This window comes from Streptomyces sp. NBC_01474, from assembly GCF_035918215.1.
Taxonomy (GTDB): domain Bacteria; phylum Actinomycetota; class Actinomycetes; order Streptomycetales; family Streptomycetaceae; genus Streptomyces; species Streptomyces aureus.
The window spans coordinates 1,691,040-1,710,896 of record NZ_CP109449.1; the positions used below are offsets into that span (position 1 = coordinate 1,691,040).

General features: G+C 69.3%; 20 protein-coding genes and 2 pseudogenes. 5 read left to right on the forward strand and 17 right to left on the reverse strand.

The features are described 5' to 3' along the window. Window positions 1–54 precede the first annotated feature (54 nt). The 7 genes from OG758_RS08000 to OG758_RS08030 all read right to left on the reverse strand — a co-directional run bounded on the left by OG758_RS08000 (window position 55) and on the right by OG758_RS08030 (window position 7,187). Window positions 55–1,620, reverse strand: a complete 1,566-nt coding sequence (locus OG758_RS08000) for a carboxylesterase/lipase family protein (protein WP_326709327.1) — start codon at window positions 1,618–1,620, stop codon at window positions 55–57. Between the two features lie 58 nt (window positions 1,621–1,678). Next, window positions 1,679–1,846, reverse strand: a complete 168-nt coding sequence (locus OG758_RS08005) for a hypothetical protein (RefSeq protein ID WP_326709328.1) — start codon at window positions 1,844–1,846, stop codon at window positions 1,679–1,681. A gap of 90 nt (window positions 1,847–1,936) precedes the next feature. Continuing rightward, the gene (locus OG758_RS08010) at window positions 1,937–3,721 is read right to left on the reverse strand and encodes a glycoside hydrolase family 3 protein (protein ID WP_326709329.1); all 1,785 of its coding nucleotides are present in this window, start codon (window positions 3,719–3,721) and stop codon (window positions 1,937–1,939) included. Window positions 3,722–3,855: 134 nt separating this feature from the next. Further along, window positions 3,856–5,190, reverse strand: a complete 1,335-nt coding sequence (locus tag OG758_RS08015) for an MFS transporter (RefSeq protein WP_326709330.1) — start codon at window positions 5,188–5,190, stop codon at window positions 3,856–3,858. Window positions 5,191–5,443: 253 nt separating this feature from the next. Then, complete coding sequence (locus tag OG758_RS08020) at window positions 5,444–6,469, reverse strand: LacI family DNA-binding transcriptional regulator (protein ID WP_382060510.1); 1,026 nt, start codon at window positions 6,467–6,469, stop codon at window positions 5,444–5,446. A 215-nt stretch (window positions 6,470–6,684) separates the two neighbouring features. Then, window positions 6,685–6,825, reverse strand: a complete 141-nt coding sequence (locus tag OG758_RS08025) for a hypothetical protein (protein ID WP_326709332.1) — start codon at window positions 6,823–6,825, stop codon at window positions 6,685–6,687. A 29-nt stretch (window positions 6,826–6,854) separates the two neighbouring features. Then, complete coding sequence (locus OG758_RS08030; RefSeq protein WP_326709333.1) at window positions 6,855–7,187, reverse strand: RNA-guided endonuclease InsQ/TnpB family protein; 333 nt, start codon at window positions 7,185–7,187, stop codon at window positions 6,855–6,857. A 43-nt stretch (window positions 7,188–7,230) separates the two neighbouring features. On the opposite strand from OG758_RS08030, the gene OG758_RS08035 reads away from it, so the two are divergent. Continuing rightward, a protein-coding gene (locus OG758_RS08035) for an IS3 family transposase (protein ID WP_326709334.1) occupies window positions 7,231–8,411 on the forward strand; the annotation gives its coding sequence in 2 pieces (ribosomal slippage) (window positions 7,231–7,498 and window positions 7,498–8,411; 1,182 coding nt in all). Window positions 8,412–8,442: 31 nt separating this feature from the next. On the opposite strand, the pseudogene OG758_RS08040 reads toward OG758_RS08035, so the two are convergent. Next, window positions 8,443–9,333: pseudogene (locus OG758_RS08040) on the reverse strand (RNA-guided endonuclease InsQ/TnpB family protein); the annotation flags it as partial. Window positions 9,334–9,892: 559 nt separating this feature from the next. Here OG758_RS08040 and OG758_RS08045 point away from each other — a divergent pair. After that, window positions 9,893–10,234 carry a hypothetical protein gene (locus OG758_RS08045; RefSeq protein WP_326709335.1) on the forward strand — a complete coding sequence of 114 codons (342 nt, stop codon included), beginning with the start codon at window positions 9,893–9,895 and terminating at the stop codon, window positions 10,232–10,234. 97 nt (window positions 10,235–10,331) lie between these two features. Here the strand turns inward: OG758_RS08045 and OG758_RS08050 are convergent, their stop codons facing one another. The 6 genes and pseudogenes from OG758_RS08050 to OG758_RS08075 form a co-directional block, all read right to left on the reverse strand. Continuing rightward, window positions 10,332–10,592 carry a GMC oxidoreductase gene (locus OG758_RS08050; protein WP_382061888.1) on the reverse strand — a complete coding sequence of 87 codons (261 nt, stop codon included), beginning with the start codon at window positions 10,590–10,592 and terminating at the stop codon, window positions 10,332–10,334. A 35-nt stretch (window positions 10,593–10,627) separates the two neighbouring features. After that, window positions 10,628–11,290, reverse strand: a complete 663-nt coding sequence (locus OG758_RS08055; RefSeq protein ID WP_326709336.1) for a histidine phosphatase family protein — start codon at window positions 11,288–11,290, stop codon at window positions 10,628–10,630. Window positions 11,291–11,536: 246 nt separating this feature from the next. Beyond that, window positions 11,537–12,592 carry an MASE1 domain-containing protein gene (locus OG758_RS08060; RefSeq protein ID WP_326709337.1) on the reverse strand — a complete coding sequence of 352 codons (1,056 nt, stop codon included), beginning with the start codon at window positions 12,590–12,592 and terminating at the stop codon, window positions 11,537–11,539. Window positions 12,593–12,695: 103 nt separating this feature from the next. Further along, window positions 12,696–14,030, reverse strand: coding sequence for a PP2C family protein-serine/threonine phosphatase (locus OG758_RS08065; protein WP_326709338.1), 1,335 nt, complete (start codon window positions 14,028–14,030; stop codon window positions 12,696–12,698). A 641-nt stretch (window positions 14,031–14,671) separates the two neighbouring features. After that, window positions 14,672–15,019 (reverse strand): annotated as a pseudogene (locus tag OG758_RS08070) (DUF2252 family protein); the annotation flags it as partial. 157 nt (window positions 15,020–15,176) lie between these two features. Further along, window positions 15,177–15,503 carry a carboxymuconolactone decarboxylase family protein gene (locus OG758_RS08075; RefSeq protein ID WP_326709339.1) on the reverse strand — a complete coding sequence of 109 codons (327 nt, stop codon included), beginning with the start codon at window positions 15,501–15,503 and terminating at the stop codon, window positions 15,177–15,179. 397 nt (window positions 15,504–15,900) lie between these two features. Here OG758_RS08075 and OG758_RS08080 point away from each other — a divergent pair, with 397 nt between their 5' ends. Continuing rightward, the gene (locus OG758_RS08080) at window positions 15,901–16,278 is read left to right on the forward strand and encodes an amphi-Trp domain-containing protein (RefSeq protein ID WP_326709340.1); all 378 of its coding nucleotides are present in this window, start codon (window positions 15,901–15,903) and stop codon (window positions 16,276–16,278) included. 126 nt (window positions 16,279–16,404) lie between these two features. Here the strand turns inward: OG758_RS08080 and OG758_RS08085 are convergent, their stop codons facing one another. The 3 genes from OG758_RS08085 to OG758_RS08095 form a co-directional block, all read right to left on the reverse strand. Continuing rightward, a complete protein-coding gene (locus OG758_RS08085; protein WP_326709341.1) occupies window positions 16,405–16,659 on the reverse strand; it encodes a LapA family protein in 255 nt (84 codons plus the stop codon). An 82-nt stretch (window positions 16,660–16,741) separates the two neighbouring features. Beyond that, window positions 16,742–17,089, reverse strand: coding sequence for a hypothetical protein (locus OG758_RS08090; RefSeq protein WP_326709342.1), 348 nt, complete (start codon window positions 17,087–17,089; stop codon window positions 16,742–16,744). A 55-nt stretch (window positions 17,090–17,144) separates the two neighbouring features. After that, the gene (locus OG758_RS08095; protein ID WP_326709343.1) at window positions 17,145–18,524 is read right to left on the reverse strand and encodes a carboxypeptidase regulatory-like domain-containing protein; all 1,380 of its coding nucleotides are present in this window, start codon (window positions 18,522–18,524) and stop codon (window positions 17,145–17,147) included. Window positions 18,525–18,613: 89 nt separating this feature from the next. Here OG758_RS08095 and OG758_RS08100 point away from each other — a divergent pair, with 89 nt between their 5' ends. Beyond that, entirely contained in the window at window positions 18,614–19,171 is a 558-nt protein-coding gene (locus OG758_RS08100) for a TetR/AcrR family transcriptional regulator (RefSeq protein ID WP_326709344.1), read from the forward strand. Between the two features lie 92 nt (window positions 19,172–19,263). Further along, a complete protein-coding gene (locus tag OG758_RS08105) occupies window positions 19,264–19,800 on the forward strand; it encodes a helix-turn-helix domain-containing protein (protein ID WP_326709345.1) in 537 nt (178 codons plus the stop codon). The last annotated feature ends 57 nt before the right edge of the window (window positions 19,801–19,857 follow it).

Consider the following 19,857-nt stretch of genomic DNA (forward strand, 5'->3'; position numbering starts at 1 on the left):
AGCCCGGCGGTCACCCGCCGCGCCGCCCAGGATCCCGGTGAGCCAGGCGCGCACTTACTTCAGCCGGGCGTCGTCGGACTTTGGCGCGGGGGCAGTGAGCAGGGCACTTACGTCGGCGTAGCCGTCGCCCGTGTCGGAAGACCGGGTGTCGAAGACCCGGGTGACGGGGGCGCCGCAGGTGTGGGGCGTCCATCCCGGCCTGCCGTCGCGGATGAACGCGACCGCCGCGCCGTGGACATCCGTGGCAAGCGTCTTGGGCGGCTCGGCACCGGCTACGGCGGTGACCCCTTCGGCGTCGACGCAGTCGAAGTGGAACGGCACGTCGAGGCAGTGCGTGGCAAGGCCGAGGACGGGCGAGCGCCAGGCGAAGCGGTACAGCCAGGTGGGGGCGGTGCCACGAGCCCGGGCGACCCGGGCCACGGCGGTACGGAAGACGTGGTCCGTGACGTACTGGCCGACGAGGTCTGCCGTGTCCAGGTCCGGGTGATCGGCGACGTACGCGGTGGCGACGGCCTCGTCCACGCCGCACCTGGTGAGGATCCCGGCCGGTGCCGCCGTGGCGAGTCGGTCCCGCATGGGATGCAGCGCCATCGTGAACTCGTGGTCGGTGGCGCCGAGTACGAGCTCCTTGTCGGCGCCCACACCCGCGGCGAGGGCGTCCAGGGGGGCCTGGGGGATCAAGTCGCCATCGACCATCGGAGCAAAGGGCAGGCTTTTGCTGATCAGGCTGGCGAGCCCGGCCAGAGCATCTTCCGCGCCCGTGCCCGTATCCGTATCCGTATCCGTATCCGTATCCGTGTCGGTGTCGGTGTCGGTGTCCGCTGACAGGGATGACACCTGCTTCTGCAGATCGAGGATCTGTTCCTCGCTCAGCTGGGACAGTCCGGATCGGGTCGGCTCTACGCCGCCCAGTTCGGCCACCTTTCGGCCGACACGTTCCGCCCCGGCCGTCGACAGCTGCGAAACCGGGCCGGACAGGCAGTGCACGCGCTGGAACAGGTGCTGCGCCCGGGGCATTCCCAGCAAGGTCAGTACGGCCGCGCCGCCCGCCGACTGACCGGCGATGGTGACCCGGTCGGGGTCCCCGCCGAAGCGCCGGATGTTGTCCCGCACCCATTCGAGGGCCAGCAACCAGTCGCGGACGGCGCGGTTGTGCGGTGCGTCGGAGATCCATCCGAAGCCGTCGAAGCCGAGCCGGTAGCCGATCGAGACGACGACCACCCCGTCGCGGTTGAAGGCGGCGCCGTCGTACCAGGGACTCGCCTGGGAACCGGCGAGGAAGCCACCCCCGTGGATCCACACCATCACCGGCAGCCCGGCGTCCAAAGAGGGGTCCGGGGTGAACACGTTGAGATTGAGCGTCCCGTCGCCCGGAATGCTCGGCTCAGGGATGAAGGTGACCTCTGCCAGGGGGCGGCGCTGTGCGGTCGGTCCGTAGGCGGTGGCGTCCAGGACGCCGGCCCACGGCTCGGGAGGAACGGGCGCGGCGAACCGGAGTTCACCGACGGGGGGTCGGGCGTAGGGGATGCTGAGGAATCGGACGCCGCTCTCACGGCGCTCACCGCGCACGGGGCCGTGGGCGGTGCGGACGACGGGCTGCTCCGCGGGGTGGTCGGTCACCGGTTGCTCCTGGTGTCTTGTACGGCGTCGGGGTGGAGGAGTCGGGATCTGCCCCGGCTTACGGGCGCGGGGCATCCTGCTCGACGTAGTGCTTCAGCTTGCGCAGGTTCTTCCCGTCGTCGACGGCGGCCCCGGTGGCCTGCGGCAGGGTGTAGGCCGTCGCGGTGAGGCTCGCGAGTCCGGCGGCGGTGGCGAGCACGATGCGGGAGCGGGAGGTGGTGGGCATGGTGGGCGTGTCCCTTTGTTCACGTCGGAGGCGGTGGCCGGCGCGGTTGCCGGCCACCGAGTGTCTGCGGGTCCCGAACGATTCCGGGAGTCAGAGGGGCAGTCCGTGTCCGTGCGGGAAGACGGGGTCGGGGGTGTCATTGGGTACGTCCGGGCGCGAGGCCGCGACGGCGGCCATGGAGCGGGGCAGCTCGAACGGCAGGCGCCCCTGGCCGGCGGCCCGGCCGAAGGCGACGTCCAGCAGTGCGGTGTCACTCGCGCCGTAGTCGGCGATCAGCGCGGACGCCTTCTCGGCGATCTCCGGGATGACGGCCGGCCGCTCCAAGTTGATGCAGACAAGGGTCGGCACGGACTCCAAGAGGCGCACGATGTCGCTCAGTTCCTCCTCGGGGAAGTCGAGTCGCCCGGAGTGGAAGAACGCCTCGAACCTGCCTTCTCGCGGCTCGTACGGCGTGCGTAGCCGCAGGATCGCCAGTTCGGCGGCGGCGGGGTCGGCGACCACCTCGCCGTAGGCGGCCGCCGCGTCCGACGAGACTCCTCGGACGTAGAGCTTCGGCCGGGTCCCGGTGACCGGGAGTGTCCGCTCGTGGTTGGTCAGTACGGTCAGGGAGCGGCGCTGTGCGGCCTCGCCGGCCGCGCGGAACTCACTGTTGCCGACTGTTTCCTCGGCCGTCCCGGGATCGACGAAGGGGCTGTCGAACAGTCCCAGACGGAACTTGTCGCGCAGCAGGCGCCGCACCGAGGCGTCAATGCGGGACTCACGGACGCGGCCCGAGCGGACCAGTTCCACGATCACCTCCGGGCAGGCTTCACCGCCGAACTGGTCGGCTCCGGCGTCGAGGGCCTTCGCCGCCCTCTCGGCGACACCGAGGTGTTCCACTCCCCAGGCGCGCGCCTGGTGCAGTTCGCCGAGGATCGGGGCGTCGGTCAGCAGCCCCCAGTCGGTGCACACGATGCCGGTGAAACCCAGCTGCTCGCGCAACAGCCCGGTGACGACACCGTGGTTGAAGCCGAAGCCCACCTCTTCCCAGTCCGTGCCGATCGGCTGGCCGTAGTACGGCATGATCTGCGCGCACCCCGCGGCGATGGCGGCGCGGAAGGGCAGGAGGTGGTGGTCCCGCATTCCGCCGGGATAGACCTGCTCCTTGCCGTGCGGGAAGTGCGGGTCCTCACCGTCCTTCTGGGGGCCGCCGCCCGGGAAGTGCTTGACCATGGCGCTGACGGAGTGGCCGCCCACCTCTTCCCCCTGCAGCCCGTGGACGTACGCCTGCACCAGTTCGGCGGTCAGGGCGGCGTCCGAGCCGAAGGTGCCCGTCTGGCGGGACCAGCGCGGCTCGGTGGCCAGGTCGATCTGCGGGTGGAGTGCCACGCGCAGGCCGACGGCCAGGTACTCGCGTCGGACGGTGTCGGCGAACTGATGCACCAGTTCGGGATCGCGGGTCGCGGCCAGGCCCAGCGGCTCGGGCCACGCGGAGAACGGTCCTGCGGTGAAGGACGCACCCGGGTTGTCGGTGAAGGCGTGCCGCGGGTCGGTGGAGAGCGTGACCGGTATGCCGAGGCGGGTGCCGGCGGCGATCTCCTGAAGGGCGTTGTGCCATTCGGCCATCTGCCGGGCGCCCGCTGCGCCCAGGACGTTGAAGTGGCTGATGAGACGTGTCCGGATCAGTCCGGTGGTGTCCGTGGGCACCATCGCCTCGTCGCCGTGCTCGACCGGGCGTCCGTCCGGATGGAGGGGGAGCATGGTGTGGAAGATCTGTCCGGCCTTCTCGGCGAGGGTCATGCGGGCCAGGAGGTCCTCGACACGCTCGTCGACGGGGCGGGACGGGTCCTGATAGGGGTGGCCGTCGTTACGGGGCGCGGGTGCGGTGGTGGTCATGGGTGGCTCCAGAGCGAAGGGGACGGAGTCCGGGGGTTGTTCGGCGCACGGTGCGGATCGGGACACGCGGCCGGCGCCCCGGGACGGTGGTCACCGCGCGGACGCGGAAGGGGCGGCGCTGCGGGCCGGACGGCTCAGCGAACGCCCCGGACGCGTAGTACCCCCAGCGCGCCCACGAGGGAGACGGCCGCGGCGACCGGGAACAAGGCCTCGTAGCCGCCGGCAGCGACGATCCAGCCGGCGAGGGTGGGGGCGAGGATCTGTGGTCCGGCGTTGGCGATGTTGATGACGCCCATGTCCTTGCCGACATCGGCCGCGCGCGGCAGGACCTTGGTGATCAGGGCCATGTCGACGGCCATGTAGGCGCCGAACGCAAGGCCGCCGACGATGTTGTACGTGAGCATGCCGCCCTGTGTGGGCCACAGCATCGGGAGCGACAGGGCCAGTGCCGCGACGATGCCGGAGGCGAACACGAACGGCTTCACCCTGCCCACCCTGTCGGCGAGGGGTCCGAGCAGGACGGTGGCGGCGACCGTGCACAGCGCGTTGACGACCATCAGGAAGCCGACGGTCGGCAGCAGATCCTGGGGTGGGACCTTGATGTAGTCGGCGAGCAGGTACAGGTTGTAGGTGAGGACGATGAAGTAGCCCAGCATGACCCCGAGTCGGGAGACGAAGGCCCAGCCGAAGTCCGGGTGCCGGCGGGGGCTGACCCAGAAGCCGCCGAGGAACTCCCTCAGTGAGAACGGCTCGCGCGGCAGGTCACGGGCGTCGCGGTCCGGGGACAGGACGACGAACACGAGTGCCGCGACGACGATGACGGCGGCTATCAGGTAGTAGCCGTTCTCACCGGCGAACCGGCCGCCGAATCCGCCGATGACACCGTCCAGGCCGAACTTCGTGCCGGGCACCCCGCCGATGATCAGTGCCGCGGCGATCGTACCGAGGGGCACTCCCAGACCGACCAGCGCGGAGAAGGTTCCGTACCGGGCGACCGGGACGCGATCGGGCATGGCGGCGGTGAGGGCGGCTTGGTAACCGTTCATGATGAACTGCACGACACCCCAGCTCAGGCCGAGCGTCGCGATGCTCGTCGCGTGCGCCTGGGCGGTCAGGGCCAGTGCGCCGAGCAGCGCACAGAGAAGGATCCACGGCGCCCGGCGGCCGAAGCGGGACCGCGTGCGATCGGAAAGTTGCCCGAAGACCGGGTTGCCGATCGTCGCGAGAACCGCCCCCGTGGTGCTGGCGGTGGACAGGGCGGATGTGTCGTTCGTGCCGGTGATCTGGGCGACCTGGATGGGCAGCAGGAATCCGCCCACGCCGAGCCACAACAGGTAGAGCGCGATGTTGGCGGCCGGGAGCGTGACGTAGAGCCGCGAGAGGCGCCGGGGAGGCGCGGGTGCGGCGGCTTCGGTGTCGACGCCGACGACGGCGGCCGCCGTCGCGTTTTCAGGAAGTGAATGGGTCATGGTGAGGCCCCTTGAAGAGCGATGCCGATGAATGCGGACGCGGTGGGGGCGCGCGTTGAGGAGGACAGTAGGTGACACGTGTAATCAGCGGAAGAGGTCTGACGGCACGAGTTGTGTTCGTCATCGACTCCGGACTACTCAAGTGTTGAAAAGTTGAAGCCAGTGATCGACCCGGAGCAACGTCTCCGTCAGCCACGACGCGGTCGCCGCGTGCGGCGACGCTGCTGTCACGTCACCCTGCCGACCGCCCTGGCTAGGCGGATTCCCGGATCACCAGACCGGTTCGGAGGTACGAGCGGGTCTCCGCAGGCGTGTCGGGGGCGCCGATCAGGCGGTCCAGCATCGCCGCGATCTCCCGTGCGGGCGTGAAGTCCATGCGGACGGTCGTCAGCTTCGGGCGGAGGAGTCTGCCGATCAGCAGATCGTCCGCACCCACCACCGCGACGTCCTCCGGGACACGCAGCCCGGCGTCCTGCAGGGCGCGCACGGCGACGGACGCGTACTCGTCGTTGTAGGCGAACAACCCGTCGGCCCTCGTCTCGACGACCAGCTCGGCCCACTGGGCCGCCGCCCCCTCGTCGAGAGAGAGTTCCTGCCGTACGACGGTGACGGGAGGGTGTGCTCGCGCGGCGGTCTCAGCACCGGAGAACCTGGGCTCGGCGAACCCGCGCAGCGACACGTCGGCGGGCACGATCACACCGATGTTCCTGCGTCCGACCGCCACCAGGTGCTCCACGGCCATCGCACCGACCTGCACCTGGTCCGCCACCAGCGCGTGCGCGCCGGCCACAGGCGCCGGCCCGGCGCTGACCACGACCCCGATCCCGGCCCGGTGCAGCACATCGACAGCGTACTCATCCAGGCTGTCGTCCATCAGCGACAGCACCGCGTCGGGCCGCAGCTCGGCCCATCGCCGTGCGGCCTCCGCGCCCCGGTGCCCCGTCGGGCCGTAGAGGACGGCCGTGTAACCGAGTTCGGAGAGGGCCGACTGCAGCTCGGCGAAGAACTGGGCGAACAACGGCCCCGCGGTCACAGCGGGGGCGGTGAGCAGGACGACCCCGCTCCGCCCCGCGCGCAGCGCCCGCGCCACGGCGTGCGGGACGTAACCCAGCTGCCGGGCCGCTTCCCTCACCCGCTCCCGGGTCGCCTCACTGACGCGTCCGCCCCGGGTGTTGTTCAGGACATACGAGACGGTGGCCCGCGAGACTCCCGCGGCGCGTGCCACGTCCTCGCTCGTGGGCGGGGTACCGGCCGTGCTCTGCGCGGACATCGAGGCCATGATTACCCATCATCGCAGAAGGGACAGGTGTCAGTGACGGTGATCGATCCCGCCTGACATCACCTCACGCGGCACCGGGGCGACCACCGCCCTCCGCGCTCAACACCGCCGGAGCCGCGCTCGATCGGGCCCCGGCGACGAACCGCGCCGTGGTGTCAGCAACAGCCGCCGCCCGCGTCCTGTCGCCGGCTCCTGTGCGGCGCGGACGGTCCCGGTCAGGCTTCCTCTGCGGCGTCCCAGCCGGAAAGGAGGGCCTGGTGGCTGCGGCGGACGTGTTCGCGCATCATGCGTTCGGCGCCGTTGCCGTCCTCGGCGAGCCTCCCACCGGGAGGTCGCCGAACTCTTCCAGTTGACATGCTCCCCCTCCTGAAAAGAAGGGGGATTCCTACGGCTCGCGCCGTGGGGTTTTCTGCTTCGTCGCCGACTGCCCGCCCGGAGAACTCCGTTGAGGTCTTACACCAGCTCCACAGACGGTCACCGCCAGCCCGGCGGCCAGAAGATTGCGTGCTGCATTCACGTCCCGGTCGTGGGTCGTGCCGCAGTCACACGTCCAGGTACGGACATCGAGCGGCATCGTGCCCTGCAAGGTGCCGCAGTGGGAGCACAACTTGGACGAGGGGAAGAAGCGGTCGACCGCGATCACTTCCCGCCCGTACCAAGCGGCCTTGTACTCCAGCATGCTCCGGAAGTCCGGGCGTTTCCCCTTGAGCGTGGACACCCTGATCATTGGATCGTGATGATCCATAGGACAGGAGTTCCCGTTGGGGACGTCGAAGTACTCGCCTGAGTTCCGGGCCGATGCCGTCGCGCTGTACCACTCGAGCCCGGGTGGGACATACGCGTCGGTGGCCAAGGACCTGGGCGTTAACCACGAGACGCTGCGCACGTGGGTGCGGGATGCCGGGCAGGCCGCCCGGCCCGGGGCGGTGGAGGCCACCGCGATGGAGAAGGAGAACCGGCAGCTGCGGGCGCGGGTGAAGGAACTCGAGCTCGAGCGGGAGATCCTGCGGAGGGCCGCGAAGTATTTTGCGGCCGAGACCAGCTGGTGAGCAGCCGCTTCCAGTTCGTCGAGGATCACCGTGACGCCTTCGGCGTCAAGCGGCTGTGCCGGATACTCGCGGTCTCGCGGTCCGGCTTCTACCGGTGGCTGGCTGGCGCATCGGCGCGGGCCGGCCGGGCGAGGGCGGATGCCGAGCTCGCCGAGCACATCAACCGGATCCATCAGGAATCGGACGGCACCTATGGGGTTCCGCGCGTCACCGCCGAGCTGAAGGATGCCGGGAGGCCGGTCAATCACAAGCGGGTCGAGCGCGTCATGCGCAAGTTCCACATCGTCGGGCTGCACCTGCGCAAGAAGGTCCGCACCACCATTCCCGAGCCGTCGGCGACACCGGTGCCGGACCTGCTCCAGCGGGACTTTGCTGCCCAGGTGCCGAACACCAAGTACGTGGGCGACATAACCTATCTCCCGATCGGCAACGGCCAATTTCTTTATCTGGCAACGGTGTTGGACCTGTGCTCGAAACGCCTGGCGGGCTGGTCGATCGCCGACCACATGCGGACCTCGCTGGTCACCGACGCGCTCAGGGCCGCAGCGAGGGCCCGCGGCGGGGACGGTCTGCGCGGGGCGATATTTCACAGCGACAACGGGGCGCAATATGTGTCGAAGGAGTTCGCCCAGGTCTGCTCGGAGCTGGGCGTGACCAGATCGCGCGGCGCGGTCGGCACGAGTGCGGACAACGCCGCCGCGGAGAGTCTGAACGCGACCATGAAGCGCGAGACGCTACAGGGGCGGAAGCGGTGGAACGGGGCGCGTGAGGCCCGCCTCGCGGTCTTCCGCTGGGCGACCCGCTACAACACCCGCCGACGGCACTCCCGCCTCGGCCAGATCAGCCCGATCACCTACGAGCAGCGATCAACTACGCTGGCCACCGCCGCATGACAACCGGTGTCCACGATCACGGGGAAGGCCCCTCCGACCACGCCGCATCCGAGATGGCGCGGGCAAGTTTCCGGTTCTTGACCATGTTGCGCACGGTCAGATCCTCGATCACGATCGTTTGGTTGTCACGAACGAGACGAGTGGTCAGTTTGTGCAGGTGGTCTCGGCGACGGTCGGTGATCCTCGCGTAGATCTTGGCGACCTTGCGCCGGGCCCTGGCCCGGTTCGCACTACCCTGCTCCTTCTTCGCCATGCGGCGCTGAGCCTGGGCGAGGGCGGCACGGTCCTTGCGTTCGTGCCGGGGATTGGCGATCTTCTCCCCGGTGGACAGGGTCAGCAGGTGATCCAGACCGACGTCGATTCCCACGGCCGAATCAGCAGCGGCAAGTGGCTTGACGGCCGGGTCCTCGCACAGCAAGGAGACGAACCAGCGCCCCGCGCCGTCCTGCGACACGGTCACCGTGGACGGGGACACCCCCTCGGGCAGCGGGCGCGACCACACGATGTCCAGCGGTTCGTTCATCTTCGCCAGAGTCAGGCCACCGTCACGGAAGCGGAAACCGCTGCTGGTGTACTCGGCAGATTTCCGCGACTTCTTCCGCGACTTGAAGCGCGGATACCTGGCCCGCTTGGCGAAGAAGTTACTGAACGCTGTCTGCAAGTGCCGCAGACACTGCTGGAGCGGCACGGAGGACACGTCGTTGAGGAACGCCAGTTCCCCGGTCTTCTTCCATGCGGTCAACATGGCCGACGTGGCGTTGTAGTTGACCCGCTCCTGGCGCGCCCACGCTTCGGTGCGGGCGGCAAGCGCAAGGTTGTAGACCTTGCGCACGCAGCCGAACGTGCGCGATAGCTCGGCCGCCTGCGCATCGGTCGGATAGAAGCGGTACTTGAACGCCCGCTTCACACACGTCGTGGCCACGCTCACAAACTAGTGTGACCGCCGCACAAGTCCAAACCCGCGGGTCAGAGCACGGTCTTTCGCCCTGGGGGCGAATGACCGCACCTTGCCCTGCTCCGCAGGAGTCCGTTTCCTCCCCTGCCTGAAGGCAGGGGTATCCACGGAGGAACCCGATGAAGGAACTGCTCGAAGGCGCCGCTGCCCGCCTGCTCGCGCTGCGCGGCCGGGTGCCCGAGACGGACCGGCCTGAAGTCCGTCATGACCGAAGCCGACGAGGCGGCACAGGCCGGCGACGCGGAACGCTACGGTCAGCTCGTCCACGAGTTCCACGAGCTGATCATCACCGGCGCCGACAACGGCAAACTGGGAGCGCACTACCGCACCTTGATGGATGAGGTCGAGGACCTGGTGGTGTTCGTGGTCCGACTCTCTGATGCGGCCCGGCTGAGCGAGTGTGGTGCGGACCAGGCGGGCGTAGGCGAGCTGGTTCGCCATCAGCCTGTGGGGTGCATCGGGAGTCGAGGACAAGTTCAAGGTCTTCCTCAACCTGACCGCATACTTCATCGCCCCGTTCGCGACGGTGCTGCTGCTCGACTTCTACCTGGGAGGACGCAGCCACCCGCGCCGGATCGCCGAACTCTACGACCGCTCCAGAATCCTCGACTGGGGGGGGTTCGTCGCCTGGGCGGGCGGCGTCGCCGCCTCCGTACCCTTCTGGCAGTCCACCCTCTACACCGGTCCGTTCTCGGTGGCGTTTCCCGGTGCGGGCGATCTGAGCATGTTCGTGGCGGCCGCGGCAGGGACGGTGCTGTACCTGCTCACCTACCGGCTCAAACCACTCCGGCAGCGCACCACCGGGAATCCGGGCCAGGCACCCGCACAACGGCCCGACCGGACCACTGACCTCGCCGAGCACACCTGACACCCACCACACGACGCGGCCAAGGCCGGGCCCGGCGCAAGCGCTGGGGGCCCGGCCTTCACGCGACTCGGATCTCGGCCCGCAGAACCGCCATCGATCACGACAGGGACTGTCCGGCGGACGCAGCGGGGCTCTGAGACGGCGCCTGCGTCAGTGGCTGGTCAGGTTTCCGACCGCGGCGCGGGCCGCACGGACGGACGGCGGTGACGACGCCGGTGAGCGTGGAGTTGCAGACGAGGGCGGTCGGGACGACACCGCATCCGGCGAGGTAGAGGTTGGTGAAGTCCCAGACGCGAGCGTCCGGGTCGCAGACACTGGTGCCGTCGTTGTCGGCTCCCATCCGGACGGTTCCCGTCATGTGCTTGGGCCCGACCCCGCCGCCCGGCCCTTCATTCAGGCTGTCGGGACTGCCTCCCCTGCCGGGCCGCCGTCCTGCGGTGAGGTTCCCTCGGGCCCGAGCGGCCGGCCTTCCCACACAAGCGTCTGCCAGCCCCGGTCGGGCGAGCCGGACAGGACGACGACGGCTGTGTTGCCCAGCGCGCGGCTCGACGCGTATGCCACGTCCACGTTGGCCGCCCGCGCGGCCACCCACATCCGGATCGCGGCACCGTGGCTGACCATCGCCACCGTCTCCGCCCCGGACCTGGCGGCCTCCGCAACCACGGAATCGAAGCGCCCCAGGGCCTCCACGCCGTTTTCGCCTCCGGGCATCCGGCGTTCCACGTCGCCTGCGGACCAGGCGAACGCGGTGGAGAGGTACAGGGCGGCAGCCTCGTCGTCGCCCCGCATCTCCAGCTCTCCGGCAACCAGCTCCCGGATACCGTCCCGAACCTGGACCTCCAGCCCCGTCGCGGCGGCCAGAGGGGCGGCCGTCAGCTGGGTGCGCAGCAGCGTGGACACGTACAGGGCATCGATCGTCTCCCCCGCCAACGCCTGCGGCAGTGCGGCCGCTTGGTCCTGCCCCAAAGGCGTCAGTCCCGGGCCCGGCGCCGCCGTGTCCAGCAGATGCTTGAGATTGGACGGGGTCTGGCCATGGCGTATGAGCAGCAGGCGCATGCGGGAACTACCTCCTCGGAACGGAACACGTCCCACCACCCTCCCACCTGAACCTGCGACCGACCGTAGGGGGAAGCTGTCCCACGCCCACGCTCCGAGCCGCCTTCGGAGATGACTCTGTCCCGGTCGAGGTCGTAGCCCCGGTGGGCGAAGAGCATGCCAGGGGTCCCGCACGGTCGGCCCGACGACGCGGGCGAGGGGTGGCTCTTGTCGAGTGGGGACAGTAGCTGCTGGGTGATGTGCTCCCTATCCCGGCTGATCACGCCGGACCTCTGGTTCGTCCGCCGAGCCCTTCCCGCTCGTCCTCGTTGCCGACGTGTTCTCGTCGGCGTAGCGGAGGGGGAGTGTCGCCTGGTAGCGGCCCGCGGAGATCTTGTCCACCATCCCGGCGAGATACCCGCAGGCTCGCGAGATCTCCTCCTGGGCCTGGTTGCGTTCACTGACGGCCGCCGCGACGAGCAGGGCGGTCAGCGCGGAGGAAGCGTTGAAAGCCTGCAGGGTGATCATGTTGGTGAGCAGATCGTGACCGGCGAACGGGCCGGACCCCCGGGCGGCGGCGACGATCGCGAAGGTGGACACGGCCAGGGCGCAGGGTGCGGCCCCGGCCAGCTGGAAGCGGAAGGCCGCCCAGATCAGCAGTGGGAAGCCCAGGAACATGAGGGGCGTGCTGCCGCTCCCGAGGAGTCCGACGCAGGCTGTGGCCACGAGGAGCAGGAAGCCCTCCGCCCAGCGGGACGGCGGAGCGTCCCTCGGCCAGCGTGCCGAGCGGAGAACGAGCAGGACCGGCGTCACCACCAGGACGCCCATCGCGTCGCCGGTCCACCAGACCGACCATGTCGGCCAGAACCCGTGGGCGCCCACCACTCCGGCGAGGGCCAGGGTCCCGCTGCCGATCGTCGCGCTGACCAGCATCCCGGTGATCGCGCCGAGAAAGATCAGTGCGAGCACATCACTCAAACGGGACAGTCCGATGCGGAATCCCGCACGACGGAGCAGTGCGTACGAGCAGACGGGCGCGAGCGTGTTGCCCGCCACGATGGCGAGCACGGCCGGCAGCGACGGCCCGAGGGTGGCGTTGACCAGGAGCGCACCGAGCGTGATCCCGGGCCAGACCCGCGGGCCGCGGAGGAGCAGGCTGGCCACGGCGATTCCGGTCGGCGGCCAGAGAGGCGTGACCTGGCCGCGCACCAGTTGCTGCAGCAGTCCCAGCTTGGCCGAGCCGTAGTAGACGGCGGCCACGACGCATATCTCCAGGGCGGCCGCAGCGCCGCGCCGGAGCCGTTCCTGCCGGGCGACAGTCATGGGGGCGGCCTCCGCTTCGACATCCCTCCGTGATCCATCATCCGCCGCTTCCCCAGGATCCTCCACGGCACTGTCGAGCCGGACGTCGGGCGCAGTCTCGATGTCAGGCGGGCGGGGTGCGCAGGGCGAGGACGGCCATGTCGTCGTGACCGTCGCTGGGGTGGTGATCGGCCAGTGCCTGAACGAATTCCGGCAGGGGCAGGGCGACGTACAGGGTGGCGAGGCTGGCGAGCTCGTCGAGGCTCTCCTCGATGGAGTGGGCAGGGTGTTCGACCAGTCCGTCCGTGAAGAAGACGACCGTGGAGTCGGGGGGCAGGTACCGGGAGTGATCGGGGCGGGGTTGTTCGGTGTCGACCCCGAGGGGCACACCCGGCTCGGCGAACAGGGATTCCGCACGACGCCCAGGGACGATGAGCAGGGGCGGGACGTGGCCGGCGGTGCTCCAGTGGAGGCGCCAGCCCGGTCCGGCCGGTTCGATGCGCGCCAGCGTCGTGGTGGTGATGGGGCTGCTTGTCATGGCTTGCAGAGTGCGGTCGAGCTGGGTGAGGACTGCACCGGGTGCATTGCTCTGTTCGAACAACAGAGCGCGCAGCATGTTGCGGGTGGAGGCCATGGAGGCCGCGGCCCGCAGATCGTGCCCGACCACGTCACCGATGACGACCGCCAGGACATTGCCGGGTAGCGGGATGGCGTCGTACCAGTCACCGCCGAGCTGACTGGGCTCGGCCGCGGGACGGTAGATCGCGGCCGCGGTGAATGGCCGCAGGTCGGGAAGTGTCGGCAGGAGAAGCCGCTGGAACTGCTCGGCTCCGACCCGTACGTGCTCGAAGAGACGGACGTTCTCGATCGCGATCCCGGCGGCGCCGGCCAGGGCGACGACGACGTTCTCGTCGTGAGTGTCGAAAGGCTGTCCGTCACGCCGCTCGGAGAGGTAGAGATCACCGTAGATCTCGCCGCGGACGTTGATCGCGACACCGAGCAGGGTACGCATACGCGGGTGACCGGGCGGGAACCCGGTGGACGACGGATGAGACAGGATGCCCTCCAGGCGCAAGGGCTCCGGGTGGCGTATCAGGTGCCCGAGGACCCCTTTACCGCGAGGGAAGCCGGTCTCGGCCAGATCAGCGCGTTCCTGTTCGGACAGGCCGACGGCGATGAACTGTTCCAGATGGTCCCCGGACTCGTCGAGCACGCCCAGCGCCCCGTAGCGGGCACCCACCAGGTCCATGGCGGTGGTGACGATACGGTTCAGCACCGCGGGCAGCTCCACCTCCCGGCTGATGGACACCACGGCGTCCAGCAGGCCCTGAATGCGGTCCATGGCGTCCAGCAGCGACCGCAACTGCTCATCGATCCGGCCGAGCTCGGCACGCAGACGCGCGTGCAGGTCGGGCGCATGCGGCTGCCTCCTGTGGGCGTGTCCCTCGATCCTCGCCATCACGAGCGCCCGGGGACGGCACGGCTGGTCTCGGTCGCCTTCCGGCTGCAGCAGTCACGCCGCACCGCTGCCTGGTCCGCCAACATGATCGAGGAGTGCATTTCGGCCTCCCGGCAGGACCCTAGGCAGTCGAGTTCATCGCATTGCGTGACAGAAAGGGCAATGAGGTCATTATTTCAAATGCGTGAGGACGGCGTCGCCGGTGCGTCATCACGCAGGTGCCGGCTGTACAGCTGTACGGCTGAGGGCAGGGTCGAGCAGGTCCCCACCGGTGTCACCGGTCCGCCGGAAGCGTGATCACAGAGGTTGAAGACGCACCGCCCACCGCGGACCTTCCGCAGCGGCATCCCTGACAAAGGAAAGAACTCGCCTTCCGGTCGGCCGAAGGCGGCTCTCACACAGAATCTGTCGGCACCGCACGCGCAATGCCGAGCGGACCGGCTACCACCACGTGCATGCCACCCAGGTCCACCCACCACCCCCTCACCCCGAGGTTCGGACCCCACCAAGGCGACCGCACACGGCCACGCCGTGCCCGAAAAGCCCGGAACACTCAGGCAAACACAGAATTCTAGAGACGCTGTCACGGGTACGGGCTTTCCTCATCGCGCGGGCCGGCTTCTTCCGACCGCGCTTGTGGAGTCAAAGATCAACTTCCGTTCCGATGAGGCGAGAAGACGGAAGTTCAGGAGGTGGGCATCCCCGCACAGTTGGGCCGTGAGTCCCGCGCGCGGGCTGTCGGCAAGGTCGGACTCCCTGATCGCGGCGGCGCCCCGGTGGAAGCGGAACGGCGACTCCATCATGCGGCCGTAGCGGATCGGGACGAGTTCAGGAACCCGTGGCGCCGACTGGTCCTCCAGGATCGCCAGCGGGTCCAGCCGGTCAGGAGACGGCCTGTACACGGCGTGACTCGACCGTGGAGAGCGGCGACGCGCCTCCTTGCCGAGGACCGCGCGTTCTTCGGGGGTGAGGTGGGATGACGCACGCATCGCCGTGGTCGCGCTCCGGGACGTCGGAGACCCTCCTGCGTGGCCCTGCGGCCGTGGGAACGCCCGACACAGGGCGCATCGGGCGGAAGGGCGAACTCGTCGCTTTCCGCCCGATGCCGGTTCGCGCGGACGATCGATCCCGGGTGAGCGTCTGCTCTCAGCCCAGGGCGCCGGTCTCGGCGTCCGCGACGGCGATGGCGATGCCGAGCGCCGTGGCGATGTTGCCCGCTGCCGTCATGACACGGGCGGTGCCCACGATGGGCGCGATGGCGACCAGGACGTCCTGCACCTGGTCTGCGGTGAGGCCGGTCTTGAGCGCGGGGTCGATATGGGCCGCATAGGAGATGGGCGGGGCGTCCGAGGCGGCGAGCGCCGCGATACGCGCGAGAAGGAGCATGTCCGGCGCCAGCCCGCAACGGTCGATCGAGTCGGCCGTCATGGCGGCGAGGGTGTCCATGACAGGGGTGTCGGATGCAGTGGACATACCGCATGACCTCCTGGTGAGTTCCGAGCCGGAGGGAGACACGAGCCCGAGGGAGATATGAGGCGGAACGAACGGAGTCCGGGAGCGTCAGGCTCACCTCAACTCTAAAACCCTTGCAGGTCCCGTGCACGGGGCCCATCGCTTGTCGTCACGCCTGACCGGTGTGCCCATTCTGACCTGCCCAGATCGTACGTGAGCTACCCATCGAGCGCCGCCGGCCGCCCACCCCGAGGTGCGAAGCGATCGGGGTGGGCCGAGATTGGAAGGAGCCCGATGAGCCGAGCGTGACCGCGCGGTTGTGCGGGGTCCGCGACACGAGGGAGCCGGCGATGGTGATCACCGCTCTCGCCTCGCGATGCAGCCCGGCCTCCGGGCTGTGCCGGGATCGGAGACACGTATGAGAGATCTCAAGTTCGAGCAGAAGCGCACGCTGTCACGCCTCGAGGCGGCTGACCAGCTCACCGCATTCGCAGACGCGCTGAGAAGGGGCGGGGATGCCGAACTGGAACTCGGCGCCGGAACGCTGAGCCTGCGGATCCCCGACGACCTCCGCAGTGAGATCGAGGTCGAGGTCGGTGACGGGGAGATCGAGCTGGAGATCGAGTTCAAGTGGCCGACCGCGTCGGCCCGCAAAGCGTCATCGCGGACGGCCTCGACCACACGGGAGACCCCAGGGCAAAAGAGCACGCCCGCCAGATCAAGGCGCATTACTACCGGCGCCAACAGAGGAGAGAGGGCGAAGCGGTCTGCCAAGAGGGCTGCGAAAACGTCCTGAGCCGTGCCGAGCACCGCCTTCCGGCATCCCTCTCCTACCGCGGTGGGCCGGCACCACTCTGCTGCCGCTACCCGGTGCCGGCCGCTCCCGGCGCCGGTTCCTTCGAGCGAGTCCGCGGGATCCGCGTCAGCGACGGGCGCGACGGCGCGCGATGTACAGACCGAGCAGCAGGCCCACGATGAGGGTGACGGTAAGGACACTCCAGAGAGGGAGCGTCATGTTCGGGATCCACAACCTGATCGTGACAGATCCCGTATTGGCCGCGATGAACCAAATGGCCAGTGCGGCGAGGACGACGAAACCAATGGTGCGCAACCGCATGGCGCGCCCTTTGACCGTCACGGTTGACGGGCCATGCCCCTGCGCGGAGCTATGAGTCATGACCTCATTTTCTTATGGTTGGGCTGATCGGTCGACTTGTGGCCGATGCCGTGTCATCACAGGCCGATGCCGTTCCCGGCCGTCAGCGCAGCCCGGAGGGAGGGACGTGTCCCAGCGTGAACACCCCGCACACCCCGCAGGAAACGCTGATGTCATAGGTACTGTCCTCGAGCTCCGGCAGCTCCCCGGTCATGTCCACGCCTGCGGTGAGAGAGCGGTAGATCCCGGTCTTGCGCGCCTCGGCCACACCGCGATCGAGCACCACGACGCGGCCCGGGCCACCGAGCTCGCCCTCGGCATCATCACCCGCGTGGAATCCCTGTCGGACGGGGGCGCCGGATGAAGACCGGACCGTTTCCGTACGCTCCGTGCGCCCTTGGGCCGGCGGCCGGTACGACCCGCTGATCGAGTCCGGCGTCGCAGTGACCATGCAGGTCAAGGGAAGCAGTTCACTCCGCTCCGAGCACTCGCAGTCAGCGGGAGAGTCAGCCGGAGACGGTGAGCCTGCCGGGTTCCGCGTCGACCGCACCTTCCTCGCGCCCCCGCAGCGTGAAGTCCGCGTCCACCGTCTCGCCCGCCCGCAACAACTTGCGGAAGGCCAGAGGGTGCCGCCCGGGCGCCGACGCCACGATGCCAAGGTGCCCTTCGGGTAGACCCGCGACGGCGTAGCGTCCCTGTTCGTCCGTGACAGTGCTGACCAGTTGCCGCCCCCTGCTGTCCAGAACGACCACCACCGCGCCGCGCACCGGTTCTTGGTCGACGTCGCGGACCGTGCCGGCCAGCGCGGGCACCGGTTCGCCGAAGTGGTGCCGGTGCACCGGGAGTGCGGTGGGTACGGGCGTCTCGAGAGCGGGGTCGTCCGCAGGCGGCTCGGTGACCGCTTCCGCAAGCGCGGCACGCTTGTGGCGCCCAGCGTCGAGCGCGAGGAGCGCTGCACCTCCGGCGATCCAGCCGCACAGCACGAGGACCGGCTTGAGTACGCCCGCGCCGCCGAAGTACAAGATGCCGCGCAGCGCGTCGATGGCGTTCGCCAAGGGCATGACGGCGTGCACGTCCTGATAGAACTCCGGCAGCAGTGGAGCGGGCACCGCGCCTCCGCTCGTGGGGATGGACATGACGATGAAGAGCGTCATGCCGACCGCGGGCAGGAACCGGCCGGTGAAGGGCGCGAGTCCGGAGGCGGTCGTGGCCACCGCCGTGGTGAGAAGGAAGGCGACCGCCATCACGGACGGTTCGGGGTTCAGGTAGCCCAGGCCGACCCCCACCGCGTAGCCGACGGTGCTGAACACCGCGGCGACGACCGTCAGGGCCAGCAGCTTGCGGCGACGGTTGAGGGTGACCGCGCGCAGCAACGTCGTGGCGAGGATGTAGGCGGGGATGTTCCATGCGATGCCGAAGTAGAGCACGGTCGAGCCCATCGGGTCCTTGGCCGTGGTCGGAGCGACGTCGCGAACCGTGAGCGGCTGTGCCGTGCCGGCGACCTTGCTGAAGGACGTGATCATCGTCTGTTCCAGCGACGCGCCGTTGGCCTTCGCGACGTAGAGCACCGGGTGCCTCCCGTCGACGGCGTAGCCCGCGAAGGCATCCCGGTCCAGGACGGCCTGCCGCGCCCGCTGTCGATCTGTCACGGCCGTGACGTCGAATCCGCCGGCGGTCTGCGCGCGCAGCTTCGCTTCGACCCGGTGCGCCTCGGCGCCTCCGGCCACGACCACCTTCACGTGGTGCGGCCCGGGGGCGTGCAGGGCGGGCGCGAAGAAGAAGATCACGCCCAGGAAGAGGACCGCGGGGAACCAGGCCGCCTCGGCCAGGGCCTTCGCCACCGCCCCGCGCGGTCGTGTGCCGTTCTCCACCGTGTCGCGCTCCATTCCCGCATCCATAGATGTACCGATCGGCACACAAACAACGATTGGACGATACATGTACCGTGCGGTACGTTCAAAATGTGTCCCGTCCTATGAACACCGAGAAGCGCGCCGAACTCCTCGGTCAAGTGGTGGAGTACGTGCAGCGCCACGGTCTCGCGGACCTGTCGCTGAGCCCGCTCGCCGAGGAGATCGGCACGACGAAGCGCATGCTGCTCTACTACTTCGGCAGCCGGGGGAATCTGCTGGCCCGGGCCCTGGCGGCCAGCCGACCCGATGCCCACGCGATGTTCGACACGGTCGAGGACGCGGCGGACCTGCGCCGGTCGGCCCGGGCACTGTGGAAGGCGATCACAGTGGGCGAGCAGGCCGGACCCATCCGGATACTGCTCCAGCTCCTGAGTCTGGCCGCGACCGACCCGGACGAGTACGGAGAGCTGGCCCGCGAGACCGTCGAGGTCATGATCGGCCCGATCGCGGACGCCGTCGGGCGCCTGGGCCACCCGAGAAAGGTGGCCCGCGAACGGGCGACTCTCCTCGTCTCCGGCCTACGAGGCCTGTGCCAGGACCGCCTGGTGACGGATGACGCGGCCCGCACCGACGCCGCGGCCTTCCATCTCATCGAGTCGGTGGTCGAGCCGAGGCGGTGAACCGGAGCACCATCGTGGCGCGGACCGCGGGAGAATCGGGAGGGCGAGGCACCGTTCCGCCCGCGAGAACGCGCCTGGGCTACCCTCACCGCGTGATCGGCAACCGGATACGCGAGCTGCGCCAGTCCCGCAAGATGACCGTACGGGACCTGGCCTCGCACGCCGGGGTGTCGACCGGTCTGGTCAGTCAGGTCGAACGCGGCCTGACCGATCCCAGCCTGGAGACGCTGCGCAGGCTCTCCAGCGCCCTCGGGCTCCCCCTCTTCGACCTGTTCCGGCAGGACGATCCGGACGACGTCGCCCTGGTGCGGCGCGACCGCCGGATCCTGGTGCGTTCGCCGCAGGGCGGGGTCGAGTACACACGTGTCTCGGCCGGCTCAGCACGCCTCGAAGTACTTGAGGGCGCACTGGAGCCGGGCGGGGCGTCCTCGGAGGAGCGCTACAGCCACCCCTCGGAGGAGTGCGTGGTGGTGCTGAGCGGCAGCCTGGTCGTCGAGGCAGGCGAGAGCCGTCACGAACTGGGGCCCGGGGACAGCTGCACCTTCGACTCCCGCGTCCCGCACCGCTACGTCAATGAGGGCAGCGAGCCCGCACGGTTCCTGGTGAGCGTGACACCGCCGAGCCGGTGACCCTCACAACGAGCAGGTGATCCTCACAAGTTGACGGCCGTCCCCAAATCGATGGCC

Bases quoted from the DNA above. Each gene is read 5' to 3' on its own strand.
- OG758_RS08075 (WP_326709339.1), bottom strand. From the start codon at position 15,503: ATGTCCACTGCATCCGACACCCCTGTCATGGACACCCTCGCCGCCATG.
- OG758_RS08090 (WP_326709342.1), bottom strand. From the start codon at position 17,089: ATGGTCACTGCGACGCCGGACTCGATCAGCGGGTCGTACCGGCCGCCG.
- OG758_RS08080 (WP_326709340.1), top strand. From the start codon at position 15,901: ATGAGAGATCTCAAGTTCGAGCAGAAGCGCACGCTGTCACGCCTCGAG.
- OG758_RS08095 (WP_326709343.1), bottom strand. From the start codon at position 18,524: ATGGAGCGCGACACGGTGGAGAACGGCACACGACCGCGCGGGGCGGTG.
- OG758_RS08055 (WP_326709336.1), bottom strand. From the start codon at position 11,290: ATGCGCCTGCTGCTCATACGCCATGGCCAGACCCCGTCCAATCTCAAG.
- OG758_RS08065 (WP_326709338.1), bottom strand. From the start codon at position 14,030: ATGGCGAGGATCGAGGGACACGCCCACAGGAGGCAGCCGCATGCGCCC.
- OG758_RS08085 (WP_326709341.1), bottom strand. From the start codon at position 16,659: ATGACTCATAGCTCCGCGCAGGGGCATGGCCCGTCAACCGTGACGGTC.
- OG758_RS08025 (WP_326709332.1), bottom strand. From the start codon at position 6,825: ATGTCAACTGGAAGAGTTCGGCGACCTCCCGGTGGGAGGCTCGCCGAG.
- OG758_RS08060 (WP_326709337.1), bottom strand. From the start codon at position 12,592: ATGACTGTCGCCCGGCAGGAACGGCTCCGGCGCGGCGCTGCGGCCGCC.
- OG758_RS08005 (WP_326709328.1), bottom strand. From the start codon at position 1,846: ATGCCCACCACCTCCCGCTCCCGCATCGTGCTCGCCACCGCCGCCGGA.
- OG758_RS08010 (WP_326709329.1), bottom strand. From the start codon at position 3,721: ATGACCACCACCGCACCCGCGCCCCGTAACGACGGCCACCCCTATCAG.
- OG758_RS08100 (WP_326709344.1), top strand. From the start codon at position 18,614: ATGAACACCGAGAAGCGCGCCGAACTCCTCGGTCAAGTGGTGGAGTAC.
- OG758_RS08050 (WP_382061888.1), bottom strand. From the start codon at position 10,592: ATGACGGGAACCGTCCGGATGGGAGCCGACAACGACGGCACCAGTGTC.
- OG758_RS08020 (WP_382060510.1), bottom strand. From the start codon at position 6,469: ATGGCCTCGATGTCCGCGCAGAGCACGGCCGGTACCCCGCCCACGAGC.
- OG758_RS08015 (WP_326709330.1), bottom strand. From the start codon at position 5,190: ATGACCCATTCACTTCCTGAAAACGCGACGGCGGCCGCCGTCGTCGGC.